Origin of the sequence: Hyphomicrobium denitrificans 1NES1, assembly GCF_000230975.2 — a bacterium.
In the GTDB taxonomy this organism is placed as follows: Bacteria; Pseudomonadota; Alphaproteobacteria; order Rhizobiales; family Hyphomicrobiaceae; genus Hyphomicrobium_B; species Hyphomicrobium_B denitrificans_A.
On the sequence record NC_021172.1, the window covers coordinates 2,570,482 to 2,594,213 of the forward strand.

Annotated in this window: 24 protein-coding genes; 12 read left to right on the forward strand and 12 right to left on the reverse strand. The window is 60.1% G+C overall.

All coding sequences use genetic code 11. The annotated features are described in order from the left end of the window. The first annotated feature begins 122 nt into the window (after nucleotides 1–122). Together HYPDE_RS12300 and HYPDE_RS12305 are read left to right on the forward strand one after the other, a co-directional pair. Nucleotides 123–701: a septal ring lytic transglycosylase RlpA family protein gene (locus HYPDE_RS12300; protein WP_015598800.1), complete on the forward strand. Its 579-nt coding sequence runs from the start codon at nucleotides 123–125 to the stop codon at nucleotides 699–701. A gap of 145 nt (nucleotides 702–846) precedes the next feature. Next, a complete protein-coding gene (locus HYPDE_RS12305; RefSeq protein WP_015598801.1) occupies nucleotides 847–1,410 on the forward strand; it encodes a septal ring lytic transglycosylase RlpA family protein in 564 nt (187 codons plus the stop codon). A gap of 22 nt (nucleotides 1,411–1,432) precedes the next feature. On the opposite strand, the gene HYPDE_RS12310 is transcribed toward HYPDE_RS12305, so the two are convergent. Next, on the reverse strand, nucleotides 1,433–1,816 hold the full coding sequence (locus HYPDE_RS12310; RefSeq protein WP_041321264.1) for a lysozyme inhibitor LprI family protein: 384 nt from the start codon (nucleotides 1,814–1,816) through the stop codon (nucleotides 1,433–1,435). Between the two features lie 220 nt (nucleotides 1,817–2,036). On the opposite strand from HYPDE_RS12310, the gene HYPDE_RS12315 reads away from it, so the two are divergent. Further along, the gene (locus HYPDE_RS12315; protein WP_015598803.1) at nucleotides 2,037–2,822 is read left to right on the forward strand and encodes a helix-turn-helix domain-containing protein; all 786 of its coding nucleotides are present in this window, start codon (nucleotides 2,037–2,039) and stop codon (nucleotides 2,820–2,822) included. On the opposite strand, the gene HYPDE_RS12320 is transcribed toward HYPDE_RS12315, so the two are convergent. From HYPDE_RS12320 to HYPDE_RS12330, 3 genes are all read right to left on the reverse strand, one after another. Continuing rightward, nucleotides 2,819–3,370 carry a DUF3280 domain-containing protein gene (locus tag HYPDE_RS12320; protein WP_144061388.1) on the reverse strand — a complete coding sequence of 184 codons (552 nt, stop codon included), beginning with the start codon at nucleotides 3,368–3,370 and terminating at the stop codon, nucleotides 2,819–2,821. The two genes, HYPDE_RS12315 and HYPDE_RS12320, sit on opposite strands and share 4 nt — an antisense overlap. A 69-nt stretch (nucleotides 3,371–3,439) precedes the next feature. Further along, the gene (locus tag HYPDE_RS12325) at nucleotides 3,440–4,525 is read right to left on the reverse strand and encodes a patatin-like phospholipase family protein (protein WP_015598805.1); all 1,086 of its coding nucleotides are present in this window, start codon (nucleotides 4,523–4,525) and stop codon (nucleotides 3,440–3,442) included. Nucleotides 4,526–4,882: 357 nt separating this feature from the next. Continuing rightward, a complete protein-coding gene (locus HYPDE_RS12330) occupies nucleotides 4,883–5,788 on the reverse strand; it encodes a metallophosphoesterase family protein (RefSeq protein WP_015598806.1) in 906 nt (301 codons plus the stop codon). Nucleotides 5,789–5,887: 99 nt separating this feature from the next. Here HYPDE_RS12330 and HYPDE_RS12335 point away from each other — a divergent pair, with 99 nt between their 5' ends. The 4 genes from HYPDE_RS12335 (at nucleotide 5,888) to HYPDE_RS18825 (ending at nucleotide 9,566) form a co-directional block, all read left to right on the forward strand. Further along, a complete protein-coding gene (locus HYPDE_RS12335; protein ID WP_015598807.1) occupies nucleotides 5,888–6,340 on the forward strand; it encodes an NUDIX hydrolase in 453 nt (150 codons plus the stop codon). A gap of 37 nt (nucleotides 6,341–6,377) precedes the next feature. Continuing rightward, the gene (locus HYPDE_RS12340; RefSeq protein WP_015598808.1) at nucleotides 6,378–6,896 is read left to right on the forward strand and encodes a GNAT family N-acetyltransferase; all 519 of its coding nucleotides are present in this window, start codon (nucleotides 6,378–6,380) and stop codon (nucleotides 6,894–6,896) included. Between the two features lie 217 nt (nucleotides 6,897–7,113). Then, on the forward strand, nucleotides 7,114–9,249 hold the full coding sequence (locus HYPDE_RS12345) for a DUF1217 domain-containing protein (RefSeq protein WP_015598809.1): 2,136 nt from the start codon (nucleotides 7,114–7,116) through the stop codon (nucleotides 9,247–9,249). 65 nt (nucleotides 9,250–9,314) lie between these two features. Continuing rightward, a complete protein-coding gene (locus HYPDE_RS18825) occupies nucleotides 9,315–9,566 on the forward strand; it encodes a hypothetical protein (protein ID WP_015598810.1) in 252 nt (83 codons plus the stop codon). Nucleotides 9,567–9,612: 46 nt separating this feature from the next. Here the strand turns inward: HYPDE_RS18825 and HYPDE_RS12350 are convergent, their stop codons facing one another. Further along, nucleotides 9,613–10,512: a polysaccharide deacetylase family protein gene (locus HYPDE_RS12350; protein ID WP_015598811.1), complete on the reverse strand. Its 900-nt coding sequence runs from the start codon at nucleotides 10,510–10,512 to the stop codon at nucleotides 9,613–9,615. A gap of 184 nt (nucleotides 10,513–10,696) precedes the next feature. On the opposite strand from HYPDE_RS12350, the gene HYPDE_RS12355 reads away from it, so the two are divergent. The 3 genes from HYPDE_RS12355 to HYPDE_RS12365 all read left to right on the forward strand — a co-directional run bounded on the left by HYPDE_RS12355 (nucleotide 10,697) and on the right by HYPDE_RS12365 (nucleotide 12,956). Then, the gene (locus HYPDE_RS12355) at nucleotides 10,697–11,107 is read left to right on the forward strand and encodes an NUDIX hydrolase (RefSeq protein WP_015598812.1); all 411 of its coding nucleotides are present in this window, start codon (nucleotides 10,697–10,699) and stop codon (nucleotides 11,105–11,107) included. 194 nt (nucleotides 11,108–11,301) lie between these two features. Beyond that, entirely contained in the window at nucleotides 11,302–11,964 is a 663-nt protein-coding gene (locus tag HYPDE_RS12360; protein ID WP_015598813.1) for a DUF47 domain-containing protein, read from the forward strand. After that, nucleotides 11,964–12,956: an inorganic phosphate transporter gene (locus HYPDE_RS12365; RefSeq protein WP_015598814.1), complete on the forward strand. Its 993-nt coding sequence runs from the start codon at nucleotides 11,964–11,966 to the stop codon at nucleotides 12,954–12,956. Before HYPDE_RS12360 ends, HYPDE_RS12365 begins: the two co-directional genes overlap by 1 nt. A gap of 35 nt (nucleotides 12,957–12,991) precedes the next feature. On the opposite strand, the gene HYPDE_RS19390 is transcribed toward HYPDE_RS12365, so the two are convergent. The 7 genes from HYPDE_RS19390 to glmM form a co-directional block, all read right to left on the reverse strand. Further along, the gene (locus tag HYPDE_RS19390; RefSeq protein ID WP_187290830.1) at nucleotides 12,992–13,453 is read right to left on the reverse strand and encodes a GNAT family N-acetyltransferase; all 462 of its coding nucleotides are present in this window, start codon (nucleotides 13,451–13,453) and stop codon (nucleotides 12,992–12,994) included. Between the two features lie 298 nt (nucleotides 13,454–13,751). Next, entirely contained in the window at nucleotides 13,752–15,041 is a 1,290-nt protein-coding gene (locus HYPDE_RS12375; RefSeq protein ID WP_015598816.1) for an adenylosuccinate synthase, read from the reverse strand. Nucleotides 15,042–15,135: 94 nt separating this feature from the next. After that, complete coding sequence (locus tag HYPDE_RS12380; protein WP_051111999.1) at nucleotides 15,136–16,824, reverse strand: mucoidy inhibitor MuiA family protein; 1,689 nt, start codon at nucleotides 16,822–16,824, stop codon at nucleotides 15,136–15,138. Between the two features lie 122 nt (nucleotides 16,825–16,946). Further along, nucleotides 16,947–18,146 carry a phosphoserine transaminase gene (locus HYPDE_RS12385; RefSeq protein ID WP_041320462.1) on the reverse strand — a complete coding sequence of 400 codons (1,200 nt, stop codon included), beginning with the start codon at nucleotides 18,144–18,146 and terminating at the stop codon, nucleotides 16,947–16,949. Between the two features lie 239 nt (nucleotides 18,147–18,385). Next, nucleotides 18,386–19,261, reverse strand: a complete 876-nt coding sequence (locus tag HYPDE_RS12390; RefSeq protein WP_041320463.1) for an outer membrane beta-barrel protein — start codon at nucleotides 19,259–19,261, stop codon at nucleotides 18,386–18,388. A 246-nt stretch (nucleotides 19,262–19,507) separates the two neighbouring features. After that, a complete protein-coding gene (locus tag HYPDE_RS12395; RefSeq protein ID WP_015598819.1) occupies nucleotides 19,508–20,305 on the reverse strand; it encodes an outer membrane protein in 798 nt (265 codons plus the stop codon). Nucleotides 20,306–20,578: 273 nt separating this feature from the next. Further along, nucleotides 20,579–21,928, reverse strand: a complete 1,350-nt coding sequence (gene glmM / locus HYPDE_RS12400; protein ID WP_015598820.1) for a phosphoglucosamine mutase — start codon at nucleotides 21,926–21,928, stop codon at nucleotides 20,579–20,581. 326 nt (nucleotides 21,929–22,254) lie between these two features. Here glmM and HYPDE_RS12405 point away from each other — a divergent pair, with 326 nt between their 5' ends. Beyond that, nucleotides 22,255–23,163 (forward strand): ParA family protein, encoded by a 909-nt coding sequence (locus HYPDE_RS12405; RefSeq protein WP_015598821.1) that lies wholly within the window; start codon nucleotides 22,255–22,257, stop codon nucleotides 23,161–23,163. Between the two features lie 28 nt (nucleotides 23,164–23,191). Further along, nucleotides 23,192–23,644, forward strand: coding sequence for a hypothetical protein (locus HYPDE_RS12410; RefSeq protein ID WP_015598822.1), 453 nt, complete (start codon nucleotides 23,192–23,194; stop codon nucleotides 23,642–23,644). Nucleotides 23,645–23,732: the final 88 nt, after the last annotated feature.

Sequence of the window (23,732 nt, forward strand, 5' to 3'; positions counted from 1 at the left end):
AACATTAACGACGGTGCCGCCACGGTGGCGGTTGTCCTGCAGCCTTCATAATGGCCGCAGGCGGGGGAAATCGCTCAATTCGACCCGCAAACGCTGCTGCTCCTCTTAAAAAGGAGTGCACTATGCGTTCGTTTATCGCTATTGCCGCATTTGGTGTTGCAGGCATGGCGGCCAGCGCAGTTCCGGCCAACGCTGCCTGGACTTGCCACGGGGCGTCTTATGTCTGCGGTTCGACCGCCTCTCACAAGACGGTTAAGTCGCGCGTTTCCTACAAAGCCTCGCATTCGAGGCACGCCTATGCCCCTTACCGGAGTGCCAAGCATTCGCGATACGCCTCCCGGAACCGGGCCGTTCGCCGTAACTATGCGTCGGCTCCCGCTCGTCGGCACCGCGCGTCCTACGCCGCAGCAGGCGGTAGCTCCAGCGGCATGGCTTCGTATTACTGGCAGGGCCAGATGACGGCTTCCGGCGCCCGGTTTAATCCCGGCGCGCTCACAGCTGCCCATCGCTCTCTGCCATTCGGCACGCGCGTCCGGGTGACGAACCGTTCGAACGGCCGGTCCGTCGTCGTCGTCATCAATGACCGTGGCCCGTTCGTCGGCGGGCGTGTCATCGACCTGTCGCGCGCCGCCGCGCAGGCCATCAATATGACGGGCGCAGGTGTTGCCCCGGTTTCGCTCGAAGTTCTCGGCCGCGGCTGAGCGCCTTCAACGACCAGGAATAACGGAGGCGTCTGGGGAACCAGGCGCCTCCGTCGTTTTTTCGCCCCGCGAATCGGCATAGTCGATGGGATTCGGCATGGTTCCGGGGGGAATGTGCGTGTACCGATGCGCTCGAGTTGGTTCTTTGCTTGCCTTCAATCTGGCAATCGTCGCCGCAGGTGCCCCTCTCAGGGCCGAGTATCTTAGCGACGGCCTCGCGAAGCCCGCCAGCCGGGCGCTCGAGATGGGGCCTTGGGCGGCGGCCAAGTCGTCCAATCACAGCGCAATGCCTATCGGCTCATGGCGGCCGACCGTGACGGTGACGCTTTCCGTCCCGCGGGCCAAAACCGCAGCCGTCGCCGATCCTGCGGCTGTTGTACATCCCTACGGCCTACACGGTCCAATTCCCGAGGGCAACAGCAGCGCCTTGACGGGCCTCGCCTCCTATTATGGGGCGGGCGTCGGCGAGAAGACGGCGACCGGGGAGCGTTTCGACCCCTCGGGCATGACCGCTGCGCATCGCACCCTGCCCTTCGGCACGCGCGTGAAGGTCACGCGGGTCGACACGGGCGACAGCGTCGTCGTCCGCATCAACGACCGGGGCCCGTTCAAGCCAGGGCGGGTGATCGACCTTTCGGAGGGGGCTGCCAAGACTCTCGGCATGACGAACGTCGGCTTGACCAACGTCCGCCTCGAGGTGATGAACTAGCGCGCACAATCAGGCTGAACCGTCAGCGCTCACTTCGGCGATCGTTGCGTTCGAGCTGAGCCTCCAGCACGCTGATCTGGTCGAGATATGCTCCTTTGATGCACTCGGTATCGCGCGCGCAACCGTCGCGAGCCGCAAGGAACTGGCGCTGATAGCGTTTCAGCTGATCGCGCTGGCTTTTCCGATCATAGGATCGCTTCAGCTCGGCGTAGAGACCGCTCATCTTCTCGTCGAGCGCCGCCAGCATGTCGCTCCGGCAGATCGTGCGCTCGGAGGCCATGCCGGCTTTGCGGCAGTCGAACTCCTGGGCCGTCGCCTGCCCTGCCTGAGACGCAAGGACGGCAAGCGCCGCAAGTGCTGCCGCTGAAATCGCCGCCGCAAGTTTCAATGTGAATGTATCCGACACGGTGCCCATCTCCTGATCTCGCTCGATGCCCACCCCAGCGGTGAACCCGATGACCTGAAGATGCCGTTCCCGGTGAGGAAACATCAGCCCGTCAGAAGCGAAGGAGCGGCAGCAAGCGGAACCGCGAATTTTGACGCCGGATTCCGATTGCCAGCGGGGGATAAAAATCGATATTTTTACGCAACTGTCTTCCCGCCATTCAGCCCAGCTTGCGTGGTTCATGAAAAAGCAACCCACACCCGGTCCCGTGACGAACCGTGCCGAGGCCCTCGACCGGATCAAGACGGCGATGGTCGAGAAGAAGTTGACCCAGGCGGAACTCGCCGACGCCTCCGACTGCCACGAGAAGACCATTCAGAACCTCCTGGGCGGCCGTTCGGTACGCGACCAGACGCTGTTCGACGTCTGCATGGTGCTCGGGCTGGATTTCCATGGGCTGAGAGACGCCTGGCACGGGGAGTCCGTCGCCGTAGACAACGGCGGAATGAATGCGAAGACCCAGGGCGGCGTCGCTCCTGTCTACATGGGCGCCTATGCACAAGTCGCCGTCGACCATTATGTCGGCAGCTACCTGACCCTTCGCAGATCGTTCTCGCTGCCCGACACGATCGTATCCTACCGCACGGAAATCAGCTGGGATTCGGAGTGGCCGAGCCTTCTGTTCCAGGAACGCGACCGTCCGGATGCGCCGTATGCTCACCGCGGGCGTCTCTACATTCCGGCGTCTTCAAGCTTCATCCACCTCGTGTCCCTGACGAAGGGCGCGATGCGCATGATCGTCGTTTCGCAGCTCGACCGCGCGGGCGAAATGCGCGGCATCATCACCACGCTCAACAAGCAGCGCGCAACCTTCATACCCGTCGCCACGGCGATCCTTTATGCGCGGCGGGAAAGTTTCGACGGCGAGGCGTTTGGAGAGATTACACCGAAGGACAGCGTTTACGCCGAATATAAGCGTCTCCTCGACGAGACCGTCGACGAAGGCTACGCGCGGCTCGTCGGCTAGCCGCTGGTCGGCTGAGTCTTGGCGAAAAAATAATTGTCGAGCAGGTATTTCAAGCTGCGCGACCACGACTCATCGGTATTGCTGCGGATGTCGACGCTTTTTAGAAACGTCAGCTTGTCCGTTTTCGGGTCCGCGACATAGAGGTTCATATTCAAGATCAGATTGGAGACCTTCTGCACGCTCATCCATGCGACTCGGTCGGCGTGCAGTTCTTTTCCAAACGTGGCTTCGCAACCTCCGCATTGCCCTAATGGCTGACTGGTCGCGATCTTGGCCCGCACGTCGTCCGTTACAGGGACGATCTCATAGTCCCGCGATTTTTCGATGGATGAGGTGAACTGCTGTTCCAACGCTGCCAACCGGTGGCGCTCAGCCTCGGTTGTCGGCTCCAGCTTCTCGTTATCGTTCAGAAACTTCGTCCCGAGAAAGGCGAGCTTCAGCGGGCTTGGCTCGGCATACGCAGCACCACTGCCTGCGCTGTGAACGAGAAGCGCAATCAACAGCGTCGCTAACAATAGTTTTGCAAAACCGAACGGTGTCACAGGCATCTCCATCGGCAGCGGCCAATGTAAAACGTCGATGCGCTGCCGAGCGTTGCTTGAGATCAAGGCGGGACCCTATTTCGCGCGTCTGCCGGCGGCACGGCGCTTCGCCGTGACGCGCTTTGCGGGTGTCGCCGGACGAAAGGAAACGCCTTCGTCGACGGCTGGAAAAAAGTATTTTGCGAGGTCGACCGTCTCCAGACGTCCGACCGCCGAGCGCGCCACGCCAAGCCATTTGTCTGCGTGGTCGCGGCCGGCGCCGTGCAGGTAGGTGATCATATCCCAGTCGGGCTTCAGCGACGTCTCGGGATTGAGCGTGCCGGTAATCGGGCCGCCGTCGATCAGATGGAAACGGTGACGGCCGAGCGGAGCCAGCCGTCCTTTGGTGAGCAATGCTCCGGTGCACGTTTCGCGCACCGACGTAATCACCTCGATGTCGCGCAGCAGTGGCGCATTGAAGGTCAGACGGTTGGCGTGGTTCGAAATATCGCGCGCCGTCGTCGGCAGCCTGGTGTTGACGCGCGATGCGACCATGACCAGCAGTGTGTCACTAACCGGGCTTTCGCTGGCGAGCGTCACGAGATCGGGATTGGCGGAAAAGCCTCCGTCCCAATAGGCCGAACCTTCGATTTCGACAGCGTGGTGCAGGATTGGCAGGCAAGCGGACGCAAGCACGGCTTCCACGCTGATTTCATCGTGACGAAACAGACGCGCGCGGCCCGTTGCGACGTGGGTTGCCGCGATCAGAAGCTCGACGGGAGATTTCGTGCGCACGAGATCGAAATCGACGTGATCGGTGATGACCCGGCGAAGCGGATCGAAGCCGAGCGGATTGAACTCGTAAGGCGACAGCATCGTCGCGATGTGCGTCGTCAGTTGCGACGGTCGCACCAACCCATTGAGAAAGGGGTTGAGGCGCGTCAGATCCGGAACGCCTGCCTGATAGATGGCCTGCCAGATCTTATACATCTTCTCGCGGGCTTTTTCCCGTGAACCTTCCGCGAGCCCGGCAGCAAAAGCAACAGCATTGACCGCACCGGCGCTCGTCGCACTGATCCAGCCAAAGTGTAACGTCTCATCTTCGAGAAGACGATCGAGAACGCCCCAGGTGAAGGCACCATGAGCCCCGCCGCCTTGAAGGGCGAGATTTATGTCAGCCATTTTCGGCAAATTTTAATGCTCCCCGCACGCACCGCTCATAACGCTGAGCGGCGCCGGCGATGATTATCATTAACGCTCGCGGCAGCCCAATGTCATCGCACCTGCGGCACGACGCCCGATCTTTCACACGCTTTAGTTACGCAGATACAAGCTGCAGTCGCACTGCGTCCGAGATGCAGATGCGCATCCGACGATCAGCGGTGTTCCAATTTCGCGCCATCTTGCCCAACGCACGTACACGCGATTTTTTCTTTCTGCGATTAAGTCAGAAAGTAATGCGTCGAACACGACTCTCACGCGCGATCCAACGACGCGGGTTCGCGTGTCAATTAGCCGCTACAAAGCCGTCATCTTGAATCAGTCGTCTGTCTCGAGAAAGTTTTCGCTGATCTTTGTGACGGGGCCGTCGGGCGTCTCCAAGCCTCTCACGACGTGACGAATGCGAAGACCTGACGGGTTTCTGAAAAACGTGAAAAGGTTATAGCGCGCCAACGGCTCCTTCCCGTACGCGGTGCCGGCTGACGCGGATGCAGCAGCAATCAGCGGTACAGGTTTTCCACGCGATGGCAGCCAATCGACAGCGGGTATATGATTGTGCCCGTAGAGGACGAGTTCCGCGCCTGTGCGTTCGAGCAGGTGCGCGAAATGCGCCGCGTCTTTGAGGCGGCGTCGAGATGCGGTCATGTCAGCGAGCGGCGGATGATGAATGAGTACGACGCGGATCGCGCCTTCTTCGTCGAGCCCTAAAAGCTGCTCCTGCGCAATCTCAAGCTGGTGCGCTCCGAGTAGGCCGCTCGCAAAAAAGGGGGGTGTTTCGACCGCGGAATTCAAGCCGACAAGAGCAAGCGGCCCGACGCGGCGCACGAAAGGAAATGCCAGCGTGTCCTCTTCGCTGCCCATGTACGCCGCCCAGCGCGCCACGCCCCGGTCGCCGCGCATACTGGAGTAGATGTCGTGATTGCCGGGAATGACCGTGACATGGTCGGGCGAGCCGACGCGGCGCAGCCAAGCGAGGGCCGCATCATGCTCGGCCGGCAACCCCAGATTCACGAGGTCGCCGGTGATCGCGATGTGATCGGGCCTCAGTGCGTGAGCGTCCGCGATCAGACGGTCGGCTACGGTGGTGAAATGCACGTGACGGCGCTTGTACTGCCAATTGAGATAGCCGAGCACGCGCTTGACATTCCAATAGCGCCAGCCAAACCCCGAAATCGGGGACATGTGCACGTCGGAAAAGTGCGCGAGCGTAAAGGTTTCTGTCATTTGGAGAGATGAAGCGGCGGCAGGGCAGGCACAATCTAGCACAGTATGCTAACTAGCAAATGTGTCTGTGCGGCAGACGGCATTTGGGACGAGGAAGGTATGACGTTCTTGAGCAAGATCGTCATGCGCGGGCTGAGAGTTTACTGGCGGGCGACGCGGAGCATCGCGCTGGCAGTCGAAGCGTGCGTTATCGACGCCGAATACCGGATCGCTCTTATCAAAGCAGATGCGGAAAACGGCTGGCGATTGCCGCGGGCCCAGGTCCGCAAGGGAGAGGCGCTGGACGATACTCTCCGTCGCTTTCTGATGGAGGACTATCGAATTCGGATCGTTTTCCGCCCGGACCTTTTCTGGATGTTCGGCGAAAGCGTACCGGAGCCGGAAGGGCTGACTGGATTATACGTCGTGCGACAATGGCGGCAGGACGTCGCCCCGGCCGCGCCCGACCTGTCGTTTTTTGGCCTGGACGCCTTGCCGGCCGGCCTTCCTGCCCCAGATGCCGCGCGCATTCGTCAAGCCGTCGAGGGTCGCGCGCCGTTCGAAGTGTGCTAGAAGGCGCTCCATTCGCCCGCCGGAAGTTCCAAACTCCATGTCTCCTCCCCTCGTCATTCGCAAAGCCGTCCCACAAGACGTTCCCGAAATTTCGCGGCTGCATGCCCGAGTCTTTGGGCCTGGACGGTTCGCGCGCTCAGCGTACCGCGTGCGCGAGGGCAAGGGGCATCTTTCGCGGTATTGCCTCGTCGCGCATCTTGGCGGGGAACTCGTCGCGTCCCTCAGGATGACCGAAATCACGATCGGAGGGCAACCGGGCGCCGCCCTTCTCGGACCTGTTGCCGTCGATCCCCAGCACCGGGGCATCGGCCTCGGCACGAAGCTGATGAATGAAGCCCTCGCGGCGGCACGCGCCGGCGGCACGTCCCTCGTCGTGCTCGTCGGAGACGATCCCTACTATGGCCGGTTCGGCTTCAAAGTTGTGCCTGCAGGCCAGATCGTCTTTCCCGGGCCCGTCAATCCGGCGCGCGTGCTCGCCCATGAATTGAAGGACGGAGCCATTGCGGAATACCGCGGGCTCATCGCCGCCATTCCGTCAAACGGCTTGCACGCCTGATTCGCTGCATCCTGCTCCCGCACGACGATAACTTTCTGGTAACCAATTCACAGGACCATTCGAAAAGTTCGCACGCACGTCGGATTGCATGCGCATTCCGATTCCGCGCGCATTCGCCGGCGACTCATTGCCGAGGCAGGTTCATGCAAGTTGCCAGCTCTAGCCTCGGTGCTCTCGTTTCCCGCAATTCGTGCGTAATGCGAAGCGAAGGCCCGTGATGATCTCGACTTATCTTACCTACACGAGCTACGCCTCGGACATGTCGAGGTCGCTTGCGCGGGTTTCGGCACAGTCGGATGTTTCGAGCGCGACCGCTTATTACAACGCGAACATCGGCAAGGTGAAATCGGTTGACGATTTCATGAACAACAATCGCCTCTTCTCGTATGCCATGAAGGCCTACGGATTGGAGGACATGACGTATGCCAAAGCCTTCATGAAGAAGGTTCTGACGAGCGATATCAGCACGTCCGACAGCCTGAAACAGAGCTTTGTCGGAAAGCTGACCGATCCTCGTTTCCTGAAATTCGCCCAATCGTTCCAGTTTTCGACGGATGGAAAGGTCGCCCAGCAGCCGGTCACGGCGCAGGAAGCCAGCGACCAAACCGATCTCGTCAATCTCTATACTCAGCAACAGGTGAACAAAGGCGCGACGGCCGCCGACGATGCAGCGTACTATCAGGCGAACATCGGCAACGTCACATCGGTCGACGGCCTGATCAACAACAAGCGCCTGCTGAACTATGCGCTGACGGCATATGGCCTCGATCCAAGCATCACATCCGACGCGACGATCAAGCAGGTTCTGACGAGTGATCTGTCAGATCCCAACAGCGTCGCCAACCAGTTGCCGAATACCGCGTACAAAACACTGGCCGCGGCGTTCTCGTTCAACACTGACGGCTCGATCAACGGCAGCTCGGCACAATCGAGCGACAATATCGCCAATACCGTCTACCAGTATTATAATGCGTCCGGCACCGGCACCAGCGCGCCAGGGGCTGCGTTCAAATCGCAGTATTATGAAAATGCGATTGCGGGGGTTACGTCCGTCGACGACCTGCTCGGCAATTCACGTCTCGTCAGCTATCTCGAAACTGCTTTTGGACTCGATCCATCCGAGCAGTCGACGCAATTGTTGCGCAACGTCTTGACGAGCGATCTATCAGATCCCGATAGTTTCGCGAACACGCAGAGCAATGACGCATACCGCAAGCTCGCCGCCGCTTTCAACTTCAATACAGATGGCTCGATCAACGGCGCCGCGGCCCAAACCGCGGAGCAGATCGACGGCGTCGTCTCGTCGTTCACGACGAATAACACGACCGCCGCCGAGAATTTCCAGAATACCGAAATCAATTTTTATAAGACCGACATCGCCAAAATCGGAAGCGTGTCGGATTTTATCAAGGATACGGGTCTCTATGATTTCGTTTTGAGCGCCTTCGGGATCGACCCAAGCAAAACCCAGAAGCTCACGATCGAGAAAGTTCTGGAGAGCGACGCCAGCGATCCTAGCAGCTTCGCGAACATGTCGCACAATTCCGCCTACAGCAAACTGGCGGCTGCGTTCAATTTCGATGCGAACGGGAACGCCAAAACGGCGAGTTCGGCGCAGGTGAACGCTAGCCTGGTTTCGACCATCCAGCTCTATAATAAAGAGACCGGGGACCCCACCGTACAAAACAACCAGACGACGGACGAAGATTCCTACTACGGCAGCACGATCGGGACCATCAAGAACGTGGACGAGTTCCTGAAAGACAAGCGCCTCGTGACCTTTGCACTCACGGCCTTCGACTTGCAGGATAAAGGGCTTTCCAACGATACCCTGCGCAAGATCCTGACAAGCGATCCGACGGACCCCAAGAGCTACATCAACAAGCCGGAAAATTCTGCCTATCGCGCGATGGCTGTCGCATTCAATTTCGGCACTGACGGCAACGATCTCGCGACGCCTTTGCAGCAGGTGCAGACGCGCAGCCAGATCGTCGCTACGACCGATGCCTACGCGCGGCAAACGCTGGAGGAAAATGCAGGCGTCCAGAACGAAGGGGCACGCTTGGCGCTCTACTTCCAGCGCATGGTGCCGACAATCACGTCGGCCTATTCGATCCTTGCCGACAAGGCACTTCTGCAGGTGGCGCAAACCGCGCTTGGGCTGCCGATATCCATGTCGAACGCGGACATCGACGTGCAGGCGAATATGATCACGAAAAAGCTGAAAATCAGCGACCTGCAGGACCCGGACAAACTCAACAAGTTCCTGGCGCGCTTCTCGGCGCTCTATGATGTCAACAATACCGACATAACGCAGACGAACCCCGCGATCGCCATTCTCGGCGGCGGCTAGACGCCCGAGGGTTGGAACCCGGCCGGGCGGCAGCCCGTTAGCCTCCTAGGACAAGGAGGAGGCAAATGGCCATCTTACACGACATACGCAGACCCAGAAATCTGGACGATGCGGTCCGCTCGGGCGATAGTGCACTGAACGTACTGATCATGGTGCTGCTGATCGCGTTCGGCCTGGCTACTTGGTACTTCTACGTTACACCCATGGCCGACCAAACCAACACCGGGGGATCGACGATCAGCGAGCCGGTGACGTCACCGTCTTCGCCGAATGCCAGCCCGACCGGCCCCGCGCCGTCGCCCAATCCTGGGCCGTAGACATATCTAAGCTGGCCGCCTCGCCGCCAAAGCTAAGCGAATGCGGCTAGGCGGATGGCTTGCGAAAGCGCAACGCCATCCTGCGGCGATTGCCTTTGACTCTCCCTGCTGCGGTTTTGGATCGCTTGCGGGCAAGCTGGGGATGTGACGGCTTTACGGGCGGCGAGACGTCCGCGATCAGCTCGACCGGAGTCTTGGCCTTCAGTTGGACGACCTTGTAGCCGCCCGCTTTGAGCTGCGCGAGGATCTGCGGGACGGCGTCAGCGGTCCACTTATGAATATCATGCATCAGAATGATACCTCGGCCGCGTGCCTCTAGCCCCGCCATCACGCGCGCGATGACAGGCTTGGTGCTGCGCGCGCGCCAATCCTGCGAATCGATATCGACCGCGAACTGCCCGATGTTGCGGCTCTTCATGTAATCGACCGTAGCCTGACTGCTGCTGAGGTAGGGGTAGCGGAAGAAGGGCGCGACGGGTGCCGGACTCGCCTTCTGGGCCGCGTCGAACGTCGCTTCGACCTCGCGCTTGACGTCGTCAAGAGCCAGCCGCGCGAGATTCGGGTGCGACCATGTGTGGACACCGATCGTGTGCCCCTGCTCGGCGACCTCTTTTACGACCTCGGGATGCTCGGCGACCATTTCGCCGACGACGAAGAACGTCGCCTTGGTGCATTCCTTCGCGAGCGCTGCCAGAATCTCGCGCGTATCTTTGGGTGACGGCCCGTCATCAAAGGTCAAGACGACTTCTTTAGGCTGCAGGAAATTGGGATCGCCGTGGGGTGAACCGAACCACGGACCACCCGTCGTATCCACCTCGATCGTTCTCGATACCCCAAGCGCGCCCGCCGGACAGGTTTGATCGCCATCAGCTTCTGCTTTATTCGCCGCAAGCGCGACTGTCGCCGCAGCGAGCGCGGCGAGCATCAAACCTCGTGCGGCGTGCATTTCAACGTCCCCGGATTTCAGCCAACTATTTGTCTTTAGCCGATCGGATGCCCGCCATCAAAGCGAGAGTTGCAAATCGGCGCTTGTCAAATTCGTAAGAATGAACGTATTGCGACCCATGCTTTGCACATGAAGTCTGTTGTGCAGGCTTCCTTTTGCTGCCGTTTCCAACCATCATCGAACCATGCCTTCACTGAAACAGGTCGGCGCGTTGCCGCTGCGTAAAGCGCCGAAGAACACGATCGAGGTGCTTCTTGTCTCTTCCAGAGACACGGGGCGATGGGTCATACCCAAAGGATGGCCATCGAAGCGGATGACAGACAGCGCGGCAGCCGCACGCGAAGCGAGGCAGGAGGCGGGCGTTACCGGAAAAATTGCGAAGGAACCCTACGGCAGCTATCGATACCGGAAAATCGAAAAGGAAAATGTCCGGTTGATTGAAGTGACTGTTTACCTGCTCTGGGTAAAAAAAGAAAAAAAACAATGGAAAGAAAAGGCCCAGCGCAATCGTGTCTGGTTCGATATCGAGACTGCGAGCCGCAAAGTCCGTGAACCGAAGCTGCGGGCGCTGATCTTGGCGCTGGCCGACGCTTGATTTCCCTTTCTTCCTCGAAACACCGCCAATTCACCACATCCCGCTCGTGTGCAGATGCGAAGTGACGTTTTGCCCCTCGAATGAGATGTGGGCGAAACGTGCGAAGATGTGTCTGTCGGTTCATGAGCTCCCTTAAATGGCCTATCTTGTGGGTGCAGGACCATATTGAGTCTTCATATGAGAAGGGACATCACTTGAAGAACCCGAAGCGTCCGTCGGGTGCAGTTGCGCGCCTATTCGGTCCATCGCAAAATGACGAGTTTGCTGATCTCATGGTTCGCCTCGCGAACGTCGGGGTCGAGTGTGCAGCCCATTTCCGCGCGACGGATGGACAGGACCTACCCGGTATCGTCGCGTTCGAGCGCCGCGCCGATCAGATCGTGGATGCGATTCACGAGCTTCTGGATAATGCGTTCATCATGCGCTTCGACGTTCCCGATGCGATGCGGCTGACGGACGAAATCGACGACGTGATCGACGGAATGCGCGGCGCGGCAGCGCATATCGACATCTACAAACGATTTCTGGGCGAACTCCGCCCCGAGGCGCGCGAGCTGATCGTGACCGGAGAGCGGTCGATCCACGCGATGCGGAATCTGGTGGAGGTGCTCAAAAACCGCAAGCTGTCGGTGGCACATGTGCGAGATCTGGCGCGCGCCATCAACGACGCGGAGTCGGAAGCCGATCGCATCATCGCACGCGCGGAGCGCGGCTTGGTCGCGGAGTTCTCGGCTCCGGGGTCGAACACACTCGAATTCATCGCGCTCGAAAGGCTCTACGCGATGCTTGAAGAAATGACGGACGATGCCAAGCGTTGCGGCAAGCTCATCGTCTCGCTGGCGCGCAAGGAGACGTAATGAGCGCCATTTCGCTCGCGCTCATATTCGCCCTTGCGACGATTTTGATGGCGGAGTTCGTCAACGGCTGGACAGATGCGCCGAATGTCATCGCAACGATCGTGGCCACCGGAGTTCTATCTCCCAAGACTGCAATCCTGATGGCCGTGGTCATGAATACGCTCGGTGCCATGTCGGGAACGGCCGTGGCGGCAACCGTCGGCAAGGGGATAGTCGATCCAAGCGCATTGACGCTCGCTTCGATTACCGCCGCGATGCTGAGTATTGTGGCATGGGGCACATTCGCAGCACACGCCGGCCTCCCGATCAGCAAGTCGCATGCCCTGCTCGCGGGACTCGCGGGTGCGGCCTTCGCCAAAGGCGGGTGGCAGGCTCTTCAGTGGGTCGGTTGGGAAAAAGTCATCATCGGCATGCTGCTGTCGGTCGTTCTCGGCTGCGTTGCCTCCTACATCATCGGGCGCATCGCAGTCGCGCTGACTGGCGCGTCGAAACCTGTGCGTACGAAAAGGATGTTCGACCGGCTGTCGATCGTTGCGGCATGTTTTCTGGCCTTCAACCACGGACTCAATGACGGCCAGAAATTCATGGGCGTTTTCGCGATGACGCTGCTCGCTGGGGGCGTATTCCAGACATTCGAGATCCCGCTCTGGGTCGTTTTAATCTGCGCGCTGACAATGGCGCTCGGAACGTCCGCCGGCGGCTGGCGCATCATCCAGACGCTCGGCTCGCGCATGACGCGGCTTCAGTCCTGGCAAGGCTTTGCCGCGCAAGCCGCTGCGGGCTTCACCATTTTCGGTGCTTCGTCATTCGGCGTTCCGCTATCAACGACGCACACGATCACCAGCGCCATCGCCGGCGCGGCTGCGAGCCGACGCATGTCCGATATCCGCTGGATCGTGCTGCAGCGGATTGTCATGGCATGGCTGATTACGTTTCCCGTTTGCTTTGTGGCTGCATTTGCCGCCGCGCGCCTTGCCGACGCGCTCTTTTAGATCTCGCGTTGGGGATCCTGGCAACAGATTGCGCGTCAATCCTCGGCGCGGAGGACCTTGGAAGCAAACCACCGTCGCAGGTTAGCAAGCTTGTTCCGGAATCCCGATGTGGCGGCGGGTCGTGCGTCTACCTGTCGGACCGCGCCAACGCCACCCTCGTTCAGCAACGCCTCGAACTCACGCCGCGGCTCGAACCCGAGCCGTTCGCGATGGGGATAGTAAAAGACAAGAGCCGGCGAACGCCGCCACCAGACTTTGAATTCCGCATCCGTCATCTTGGTCGGAGAGACTGGCCACAGAAGCGCTCCTGCACGTTCCATGTCCCGTGCGATGCAGTCATAAACGGCGGTGGCGATACCCTTCTTCCGAAACGCTTCTTTCACCTCCGCGCCGGCGATGGTGACAATGCCATTCTCCGGCTGCCTGAGCCGGCAATAGCCGACTTCATTTTCTCCTGCTGCAGCCGATCCCTCGTCGACGAAGACACGATACACCACCAAAGATTCTTCCTCCTCGGAAAAGTGTCTTCGCAGGAAAAACGTACGTCTTCCTTTGGTTTGGATCTTAACTACGGGCTCGGATTCGAATTGGAGGGTAAGGGCCGTCTGGCTGGCTTCCGGGTCGAATGATTTATCGCGTCTCAGGAACGTCAATCGTTCGTATCGCGTCGACGGATTCATGCGCGATCTTTCCTCCCTTCACGCACCTACCATCTCAAAACTCGTTATCTACATTGCCAGCTTAATTAGTCCGGATTCAACCTAGCATTTGGTCAAAACCGCTTGTTCATCGGCACTATTCGAACGGATCCTTCATCAGGATGGTATCGGCACGCTCCGGACTAGTCGAAAGCAGGGTTACCGGACATTCGATCAATTCCTCGACACGACGGACGTATTTGACCGCCTGGGCCGGCAGATCGGCCCACCGGCGTGCGCCTTGCGTCGACTCGGACCAACCTTCGAAGTCTTCATACACGGGAATAATTCTCGCCTGAGCACTGGCACTCGCAGGGAGACGATTGAGCCGTTCCCCATCGAGCGTGTAGCCGACGCAAATGCGGATCGTATCGAAGCCGTCGAGAACGTCGAGCTTCGTGAGGGCAATGCCATCTATCCCCGAGACCTTCGCAACCTGACGGACGAGCACGCTGTCGAACCAACCGCACCGGCGCTTACGTCCGGTCACTGTACCGAACTCGCGGCCTCGTTCGCCGATCTTTTCTCCGATAGCGTCCGTCAATTCGGTCGGAAATGGACCCGAGCCCACGCGGGTGGTGTAGGCCTTCGCAATACCGAGCACATATCCAGCGTGGCGGGGACCGATGCCCGACCCCGTCGCTGCCTGAGCAGCAACGGTATTCGAAGACGTGACGTACGGATACGTTCCGTGATCGACGTCGAGGAGCGCCCCTTGCGCGCCTTCGAACAGGATGCGCTTACCCTGGCGCCACGCGATATCGAGCAACTCCCACGAGACATCCATGTACGGCAGGAGCTGGGGAGCTATCTCCGTCAGTTCGGCAATGAGCTTGTCCTTCGACATTTCGGGTTGGCCGAGGCCGCGGCGGAGGGCGTTGTGATGCGCAAGGACGCGATCGATTTTCGGTCCGAGCGTCTCGGGCGATGCCAGATCCTGCACGCGGATGGCGCGCCGACCAACCTTGTCTTCGTATGCGGGACCGATGCCGCGACCGGTCGTGCCGATCTTCTGGGTGCCAGCAGCTTCCTCGCGAAGCTGATCGAGCTCGCGGTGCAAAGGCAAAATCAACGTCGCATTCTCGGCAACACGGAGATTGTCGCGAGTAATCGTCAGGCCCTGCTTTCTGAGTTTTTCGATTTCCGCGACGAGAGCCCAGGGATCAAGGACAACGCCGTTGCCGATGACTGAAAGCTTATCGGGCCTGACCACGCCCGATGGCAGCAGCGACAGCTTGAAGGTCTTGCCGCCGATGACGAGCGTGTGGCCGGCGTTGTGGCCGCCCTGGAATCGCACGACGACATCGGCGCGCTCAGACAGCCAATCCACGATTTTGCCTTTGCCCTCGTCACCCCACTGGGCGCCGACCACGACAACGTTCGTCATTCTCACACCTTCTCATGACTTGGCCCCGACCTCAGCCGGGGCCATGCGGCGACACCGCTCTCTTTTTCAGAAACTTAAATCCCGGCAGACTCGCTTATGGACCGTAGACGATCGACTTCGACGCGGGCCACGAAATGCGATAGCCGTACTCGAATATCTTTTCTTCATCGGGATCGAGCTTTTCCTCGAATGCGATGACCCCGCGCCGATCGTCGACATTCTGGGTCGTCGGCGTCGCGCGGCCTGTATATTCGACTTTGATCTCGTCGTTCTGAGAAACGGGGATGCGATCGAGGATCGTCACGCTAATCGGCCGCTCATGCAGGTTCTTCACGTTGACGCGGAAGCTGCGACTATCGACGTGCGACGTCGAGATCAGCCCGCTCTCGCCGCGCTTTTCTTCGAGCACTGCGTGCTTGACTTTAACCTGATCATCAATGCCGAAGCCGAGATTATGCTCCTGTCCTGGCGGCAGCAGCGGCATATCGCCGGTACCGACGAAGGTACCGTCGCGAAACAGATAGACGCGGCCCGGCAAAAGCGGGGTACCCTTAGCGATCTTGATCTTGGCGTAGAGATAAGCGTTGGGATCGAGCTTCGGAACCGAGCGGCTACCAAGCACCGGCTCGATGTCGTCCGACATCAGCAGAACGCGCTTGACGTCGCCGTTGCCCGCAACTGTCGTCCGGCCCGGTACTTCGAATGTCGCTTCGAAAGGCGCGCTGGCGAGTTTCGCCACGGTTTCCTCAGCGGGAGCGGCGTCCGCTTCCGGAGCCGGTGGAGGCGCAGCGGCGAGGCCGCCGAGCGCGCGGCTGTCGGCGGCGCGATCACGTTTCGCAAACTCAAGGTTTGCGGAAGGCGCCGCAGCGGCAACGGGCTTCGGTGGCTGTTCGTAATCGACGAATTGCGTGTCGAGCGGCGGGGCGGACGCGCCATCCGACGGGCGTGAGGTCGAAAGCTGCAGCGATACACCGGTCCAATCCTCACCCGACCTTTGCGAGACCGCGGCGCGGCGGGCGAGCGTCAGCTTGGGCGGCTCGGTTTTCGTGCCCGTCTGTAGACGCGCATCGTAGATCGGCGCCCAGTTTGCGTCAGGAACCTGATAGTGGATCGTCAGATCTGCATCGACGGGCGTCTGGGCAAAAACATAAACGCGAACTTCGGTCTGCTCGGTCTTGGCCGGCGCGAGAGACGCGAGCTGGTTCCTGAGATCCTTGATGTTACGATCAATGACGCGGATCTTCTGCTGGGCATCGAGGGCGAGCTTGCCCGAATCGCTCGCGGCTTGAGGAATGAGAGATAAAATCTTCTGCCAATCGTCGCCGGTGCCTGCCGGTGCCTCGGCGGATTGCGGCCGCTTCGGCAGCTCGGCCAAATTTGAGATCAGCTTCTTCTGGGTCGCCGCAGCCTGTGCCTGCGCGTCGACCGTCGTTCGTTCGTCCTTGAGCTGCTCGATCCGATCCTCAAGCTCTTTACGTTTGACATCGGCGGCCTGGCTTTCCTCCCGCTGCAAAAGTTTGCGCGCGGTATCGACGGAACCGATATCGAGCCTGCCCGTCGCCTTGCCTTCGACGCGGATCGATCCTGGAACGGCGCTCGCAGGCACGTCGCCGATGATGATCGTGTGTTCGCCCTTATCGAGCTTCACCTTGGCGAGACGCGTGATCTCAGCGCCCGAGAGAAAAACAGTCACGGCATCAACTGTCGATGTCGCGGAAACGTCGGCGGCATGCGCACTCAAGGACTGGGCAGCCAGAAGTACTGCCGCAAGGGCAAAACGCATCTCGCTAAAACCTTCAATATTGTTCCGGATATCCAAGCGCCGCCCTTCCCCGGAGCTACGGGCGCACGACCGCCATTATGGCCGATACGCCGGTCCAGAAAAAGCATTGACTCATGGCCGGGTTAATCCTTAGCCGGGCTTAAATTATGGCTATAAAGCCCATTTTTACGACGCGCCTCGGCATACGCCCAGTCGAGCCAGGGCAGCAGATCGAGGAGGTCCGCCTCCTCAACGGTCGGGCCGCACCATATGCGCAAACCGATCGGCATACCGCGATAGGCGCCGATATCGAGTGCCGCCTTCTCGCTTTCGAGGAGGCGAACCATTTCACGCTGCACGGCGAGTGCCTTCGCCTCGCCTAGCGCCATGACGTCGGGCTCGACGAACCGGATTGCGACGGACGTTTCCGAGCGCGTCCTCGGGTCGATGGGGAGCGCCTCGACCCAAGGCGTTCGATCGATCCAACTATAGAGAGCCTGAGCATTGGCATGCGTGCGCGCAATGGTAGCGTCGATGCCGCCGATCTCCCTCACCCAGTTGAGGGCGTCGAGATAGTCCTCAACGCACAGCATTGACGGCGTGTTGATCGTCACGCCTTCGAAGACATCATGGACGATCTCGCCCTTGTTCTTGATGCGGAACAGCCTCGGGATCGGCCACGGCGGCGTGTACGATGCCAGGCGCTCCAGGGCGCGCGGCGACATGATGGCCATGCCGTGCGCAGCTTCGGCACCAAATGCTTTCTGCCAGGAATAGGTCAGCACGTCGATCTTGTTGAGATCGATGGCTTGCCCCATCAGGGCCGAGGTTGCGTCGCAGATCGTGAGACCCTGGCGATTGTCCGGTATCCACTTCGCGTCCGGCACGCAAACACCGGTCGTCGTACCGTTCCAGGTGAAAATGACATCGCGTGAGAAATCGACTTTGGAAAGATCCGGCAAGTGGCCGGGCTCGGCATCCATCGTGCGCGCATCGGGAAGCTTCAACTCTTCCGCGACATCGCGCAGCCAGACGCGTCCGAAGACATCCCAGGCAAGCACGTCGACGCCACGCGCCCCAAGCAAGTTCCACATCGCAAGCTCGACGGCGCCGGTGTCGGAGCCCGGGAGAAGCGCGACCTTGTAGCCCTCCGGCACGCGCAGGACTTCGTGCGTCAGCGTGATGGCGAGCTTCAAACGCTCGCGGCCCTCGGCAGAGCGATGCGAACGTCCCGTCAGTGCATTGCTCAGCGCGTCCGGGCGCCATCCCGGGCGCTTGGCGCAAGGGCCGGAGGAAAAGAACGGCCGATTGGGCTTGTTTTTCGGTTTTTCTGGTGCGGACATTTCATTCCCGTTGCTGTACCCGTCGTCGCGACGGGCCGCGCCTCTTAGCACGAGATGGTCTGAGCAAAAAATCGGCTGTAGCGACGCGGGTTTTTTCGTTTTTTGGCCTCTGGAGGACTTTGCGGGTCCAAAACTCGTCCGTACAGGACGCATTCGTCGCGGTTCTGGGTTAGGGCCAACGAAAAAGGCGGCCGGAAACGACCGCCCTTTTGGGTACCGAAACACAAGGTGCGCAGCTTTCAGTCGAATCTGATGCGGATGCCGGAACGGAACTGCTGCAGAATGGAATCTTTGTAGACGATACGGTTTTCGTTGGCGATGCTTGGTGCCGAAACTGCGATCGCACCACCCTCCCAAAGCATCTGCCAGCCATTATCCCAGACGATCTGGTCAGTGATATTGTAGGCAATGCCGGCCTGCACGGCCGCGGCAAAGTCGAAGCGCTCATTCGTCGATGAACTTGCGGTCAGAGTTTGCGAAGTCGGCAGACCAGGACCGCTCACGCATGTTTGTGCCGGGAAATCCGCCGTTGCGCTGCAGGTTGCCGTTTCTGAAGAGTTTCGGCTTAATTTGCGCCATGTAAAGCCGGCGCCTCCGCCGATGTAAGGGGTGAAGCGCGTTCCGGTGGGAATATCATAGAGCAGGTTGAACAGACCAGTTGTCCGCGACAGCTTTACTGTGTCGTAGCGCTCGACGTTATAAGTGTTTGTATCCAAAAAATTCGACCGTGTGGTTTGGTATACGAGCACGCCTTTGTCCGTCAGCCGCTCGTCGGGCGAATAGTCGAAAACGACTTCAGCGCGGAGCGAAGGCGTGATGTAGCGACCGAAGCTGCCACTGAAAATTGGCGACGCACCAATATCGCCGCTGTCCTTCACCGGCATGTTGATGTCGCTATCTTTGATGGTCGCGCTTTGTGAGACGTTGGCGCCGATTGCGAGGCCGACGTACCAGTCGGAATCGGCATCGAACGTTGGAACCGGCGCGGGTGCCGGGACGGGGACCGGAACGCCGCCGCCCATGTCCTTGACGCCACCCCAGTCGGCCGCCCAGCCTGGCGCCGCTCCCGTGATAAGCGCGAGGCTCGCTAAAGCGAGCACTTTCGAAAACGTCATAGCCGCCTTTTCCCCCGCTGCACGCGAACGCGAAATGCGCCGCTCAGGACTCTGTTCAACGCTACGCGTGCGCTAACCGAGCCACAGGAGGGAAAGACGGCTTGCCGCGCGGCCCTGCCGGGATGCTTGCAGCAAAACGCCGTGGAACGAACCACACCGTTGGCATTACTCTCTACTTGAGAGCAGGCGCGAACTTACCCCTGCTCCCAGCCGTCTCTTCGGCGCGCGATGCGCGCCAACGCCCGACTAGTTCAGGTCGTAACGAAGACCGATACGGATCTGATGCGCCGTGACGTCTTTCACCTTGACGTCGTCAACTGAATTGCCGCTCCAGTCCGCCGCTCCGGTCTTGACGTCACCAAGATAGAGGAAGCGATATCCGACATCGAGATAGAGTGCGTTGCCGCTGCTGACGGCCACAGGCTCGTCCTTCAGGCCACCGACGTAACGCGTTTCGCCGCCGCGAAGACGCCATGCAAATCCGGCCATACCTGCCGCGGCAAAACTGTTGCTCGATCCGCCGTCAATCGTCCCACTGCAGCCGCAGTCCGGATCAATCGTTCCGCTCGATGTTTCGTTGTGCGCGAAGCCGATACCGCCACCGATGTAGGGCATGAAGCGGCCGCCGCGATTGAGATCGTAATAGAGGTTGGCGAGCACGACGGTGCTGCTGAAGTTGAACTTCGCGTCGCCAACGTCGGTGCCGCACTGGCAGAGCGTGGTTTCCGTCGAAGCATCGAAGAGATGGTCGACCGTGATGTCACCGCGAAAGCCACGGCCAAAGTAACGTCCGATGCCGCCGCCGACGCTCCAAGCTCCGCCCATATCCGTGTCGTGCGCAGTGAAACCTTCGACGGTGATCCCAGGATTATTGTACCAGGCGTATCCGCCATCGGCGCGAAGATACCAACCGGAAGGTTCAGTTGCGGCGGGTGCCGCTATAGGCTCGTCCTTGAGGCCACCGAGGTCCGCAGCCGACGCACTCAGGACACTGCCGAGAACGAAGGCCGCGCCCAGAATCAGGATCTTGTGCGCGTTGAACATCTGTCATTTCCCTCTAGCACCGACACAACGCCTTTTGCGCGCTGCAGCGGGCACTGAAACCATTGGGACAATGCAGACGAAACGATTAAGGGACACTTAATCACCGTCGGGGATTGGCACGCCGTGACGTGCCGGAAAAGGCTAACGAAACGCAATCTCAGCCATCGTGCAGTTCGCGGAGAGCGATTAATCGGCCAGCCGGTCCGGCCGCACACGGATAAACGTTTCCTCGGGACGAGCCCGAGGATGACAAAACCAATTTAAGGCCGGACTCTAGGCTGCGGCAGCAGATTCTACGGCATCGACGATGTCGCCGACGATGGTCGACACGACCTGCTCGTCGTCGCCTTCCGCCATGACGCGAATGACGGGCTCGGTGCCCGATGGGCGAATGACGAGGCGGCCATTTTCACCAAGCTTGGCCTTTGCGCCTTCGATCGCTTTGACGACGCGCTTGTCATCGAGCGGTTTGCCGCTGCCGTATCGGACGTTGCGGAGGATTTGCGGCAGCGGATGAAAGCGATCGCAGACTTCCGACACGGTCTTTCCGGTCGAGACGACACAGGCCAGTATTTGCAGCGCCGACACGAGGCCGTCACCGGTCGTCGTGAAGTCCGACAGCACGATGTGGCCGGACTGCTCGCCGCCGACATTGAAGCCGTGCTTGCGCATGTGCTCGGTGACATAGCGATCCCCGACCGGCGTGCGCGCCATCGTGAGGCCAATCGATTTCAAATAGCGTTCGAGACCGAGATTGCTCATCACCGTCGCGACGATGCCGCCTGCCGTCAGCTGGCCGGAGCGAAGCCAGCTATCGGCGATGACCGCCATCAACTGGTCGCCGTTTACGATCCGGCCCTTCTCGTCGACGATGACGACGCGATCCGCGTCGCCATCGAGTCCGATACCGATATCGGCCCGGAATTCCTTGACTTTTTCGACCAGAAGCTCCGGCGCAGTCGAACCGCAGCTGAGATTGATGTTGAGGCCGTTCGGCTCGACGCCGATCTTGATCACTTCGGCGCCAAGCTCCCAAAGTGCCTCCGGCGCGACCTTGTAAGCGGCGCCGTTCGCGCAATCGATGACTATGCGGAGCCCCGCGAGGCGCAGATGTTTCGGCATCGTGCGCTTGGCGAATTCGATATAGCGCTCCTGCGCGCTTTCGACTCGCGTGGCGCGGCCGATACGGTCAGCTTCGACCAGCAGGCTTTTGGTGTCGGCGTCGATCAGATCCTCAATCTGGTGCTCCGTCTCGTCGGAGAGCTTGTAGCCGTCCGCGTCGAACAGCTTGATGCCGTTGTCGTTCGACGGATTATGCGATGCCGAGAGCATGACGCCGAGATCGGCGCGCAGCGAGCGGGTCAGCATCGCGACGGCGGGCGTCGGCATCGGCCCGAGAAGAAAGACGTCCATGCCGACCGAGGTAAAGCCCGACATCAACGCCGCTTCCAGCATATAGCCCGAGAGTCGCGTGTCCTTGCCGATGACCACGCGATGGCGATGGGTACCCGAGCGAAAGACGGTCCCGGCTGCCATGCCGACCTTCAACGCGATTTCCGACGTCATCGGATGACGGTTGGCTAAACCGCGAATACCGTCTGTCCCGAAATACCGGCGTGACATGTGATCTCCCGTCGTGGCCGTGCAGGAACGGCTGTTCCCAAAGTTCTGAATGCAAATATTGCGCAACACCGGTGGGGAGCGCCAGCCCATGCGCTGATTACGGGCCACACCGGCACCAGATCCCGCGATCATGCCACTTGGAAGGTTGAGCTAACGCAAATTTCCGAGCATTTTCCCCTGCGTTGTAGAGGCATAGTACGATCATGACGATTTCCGGAGCCCTTGGATAGGGCCACGGAATCGGCCCATAGGTCGGCTAACGCATTTGTGGCGTCTGCCGGCGGCGGCAAGAGGGTCAAGCCGGCATATCGAGGGGTAAAGGTTCTATGGCAGTGTTTCTGGCGGTCGCGAACCGCAAGGGCGGGGTCGGCAAGTCAACCGTTGCCGTGATGCTGGCGCACGCGCTTGCGGTGCATGGCGGCAAGCGGGTGCTGCTCATCGACCTCGATTCGCAGTGCAACGCCTCGCTGATCCTGATGGGCGGTCAGGGCTGGAACGAGGCGCGCAAGGCCGGAAAGACAATTGCCGACTATTTCTACGACCTGTTCGACGGCATTCCAGCCAATGCCCGCGACTACGTCTCAAAGAACGCCGGCGACGTTTCAGCGGCCAACGGCAAGCCGGCGCCGATCTCGCTGGTGCCGGGATCGCTGCTCTTGGAGGACATCCAGGGCGAGCTTTACTTGAAGCAGGCGAACCAAAGCAATGTTCCAGACGTTGTCGCGAACCGCGTTCGCGGCCGCATGGAAAGCCTCATCCGGCGCTTCGAGGGCGACTACGACGTCGTGATCCTCGACTGCGCGCCGGGGTTGTCGTTCGCGGCGCTGGCGGCGCTGAAGACTGCCGACAAGGTCATCGTTCCCTTCCGTCCGGACTATGTCTCGCAACTCGCGGTCGACCGCGTGGCCATGCTGATCGAGGACACCCGCAACCTCGACGACCTGGCGGAAATTCCGATCGAGGAGCGGCGCTATGCGTGCCTTGCAAACTACGTGCGTAATGACGACAAGGACTATATGATGATCGAGGAAATCAGCCTCGTGCATCCAGTATTGGAGACGTTCCTGCCGCAGCGTAACGGCATCGCCAACGCCTTCGATTATGTCGGGCAGCTTCGATCGATCGATACGAAATACTCGGATGCGGCCGGTGACGTGAAGGAACTTTACCAGGAAATCGCGCGGGTCATTGACAGCGTGGCCGCAAGCAAGAAGACCAAGGTTCCGGTTTCGTAAAAGCTACCAATCGAAAAGCGCATCGATCATGAGCAAAGGCACGCAGCTCTGGCCCGGCGATAAGATGCGCAGCTTTTTCAGCGCGCATATCCGGCGCGAGACGTCGCTTGACGATGCCGCGGCGGAGCGCCTCGCTGAGGCGCTGACAAAGGCGGTCAATCGCATGCTCGTCTGGAAAATGCCGGACGACGTTCGGCACACGGACAGGGTCGAGGCCGCGCCCGAGATCGCGGCTCGCCATGCACGCGCCGAAAATTTCAATCCGTATCTCTTCTCGGCCATTGTCGTTCTTGCGAAACAGGGCCGCGACGGGCTGATCAAGCGTCTCCAGGAAATCAAATCGGCGGAGAACCTCAGAGCCTTCGCGGAAGCGCAACACGTTCCGGTCGATGGCAAGCTCAGACGCCTGGACGACATCCGCAAAGCCATCGTGGCGGCGGCAGAGCAGCGCCTCGCGGATCGCAAGGCCGCCGCGAGCTGACCGTCGGGAACTCCACCGAGCCATGCAGCGTCGCTTTCGCTCGGGAGCGCGCTCTTCGGCTTTCGGGGCCCAGGTTTAGGCTTCGAGC

Excerpts from the sequence above, each read along its gene's own strand:
- HYPDE_RS12300 (WP_015598800.1), top strand. The coding sequence starts at position 123 with ATGCGTTCGTTTATCGCTATTGCCGCATTTGGTGTTGCAGGCATGGCG.
- HYPDE_RS12315 (WP_015598803.1), top strand. The coding sequence starts at position 2,037 with ATGAAAAAGCAACCCACACCCGGTCCCGTGACGAACCGTGCCGAGGCC.
- HYPDE_RS12320 (WP_144061388.1), bottom strand. The coding sequence starts at position 3,370 with ATGCCTGTGACACCGTTCGGTTTTGCAAAACTATTGTTAGCGACGCTG.
- HYPDE_RS12325 (WP_015598805.1), bottom strand. The coding sequence starts at position 4,525 with ATGGCTGACATAAATCTCGCCCTTCAAGGCGGCGGGGCTCATGGTGCC.
- HYPDE_RS12330 (WP_015598806.1), bottom strand. The coding sequence starts at position 5,788 with ATGACAGAAACCTTTACGCTCGCGCACTTTTCCGACGTGCACATGTCC.
- HYPDE_RS12335 (WP_015598807.1), top strand. The coding sequence starts at position 5,888 with ATGACGTTCTTGAGCAAGATCGTCATGCGCGGGCTGAGAGTTTACTGG.
- HYPDE_RS12340 (WP_015598808.1), top strand. The coding sequence starts at position 6,378 with ATGTCTCCTCCCCTCGTCATTCGCAAAGCCGTCCCACAAGACGTTCCC.
- HYPDE_RS12345 (WP_015598809.1), top strand. The coding sequence starts at position 7,114 with ATGATCTCGACTTATCTTACCTACACGAGCTACGCCTCGGACATGTCG.
- HYPDE_RS18825 (WP_015598810.1), top strand. The coding sequence starts at position 9,315 with ATGGCCATCTTACACGACATACGCAGACCCAGAAATCTGGACGATGCG.
- HYPDE_RS12350 (WP_015598811.1), bottom strand. The coding sequence starts at position 10,512 with ATGCACGCCGCACGAGGTTTGATGCTCGCCGCGCTCGCTGCGGCGACA.
- HYPDE_RS12355 (WP_015598812.1), top strand. The coding sequence starts at position 10,697 with ATGCCTTCACTGAAACAGGTCGGCGCGTTGCCGCTGCGTAAAGCGCCG.
- HYPDE_RS12365 (WP_015598814.1), top strand. The coding sequence starts at position 11,964 with ATGAGCGCCATTTCGCTCGCGCTCATATTCGCCCTTGCGACGATTTTG.
- HYPDE_RS12375 (WP_015598816.1), bottom strand. The coding sequence starts at position 15,041 with ATGACGAACGTTGTCGTGGTCGGCGCCCAGTGGGGTGACGAGGGCAAA.
- HYPDE_RS12380 (WP_051111999.1), bottom strand. The coding sequence starts at position 16,824 with ATGCGTTTTGCCCTTGCGGCAGTACTTCTGGCTGCCCAGTCCTTGAGT.
- HYPDE_RS12385 (WP_041320462.1), bottom strand. The coding sequence starts at position 18,146 with ATGTCCGCACCAGAAAAACCGAAAAACAAGCCCAATCGGCCGTTCTTT.
- HYPDE_RS12390 (WP_041320463.1), bottom strand. The coding sequence starts at position 19,261 with ATGACGTTTTCGAAAGTGCTCGCTTTAGCGAGCCTCGCGCTTATCACG.
- HYPDE_RS12395 (WP_015598819.1), bottom strand. The coding sequence starts at position 20,305 with ATGTTCAACGCGCACAAGATCCTGATTCTGGGCGCGGCCTTCGTTCTC.
- glmM (WP_015598820.1), bottom strand. The coding sequence starts at position 21,928 with ATGTCACGCCGGTATTTCGGGACAGACGGTATTCGCGGTTTAGCCAAC.
- HYPDE_RS12405 (WP_015598821.1), top strand. The coding sequence starts at position 22,255 with ATGGCAGTGTTTCTGGCGGTCGCGAACCGCAAGGGCGGGGTCGGCAAG.
- HYPDE_RS12410 (WP_015598822.1), top strand. The coding sequence starts at position 23,192 with ATGAGCAAAGGCACGCAGCTCTGGCCCGGCGATAAGATGCGCAGCTTT.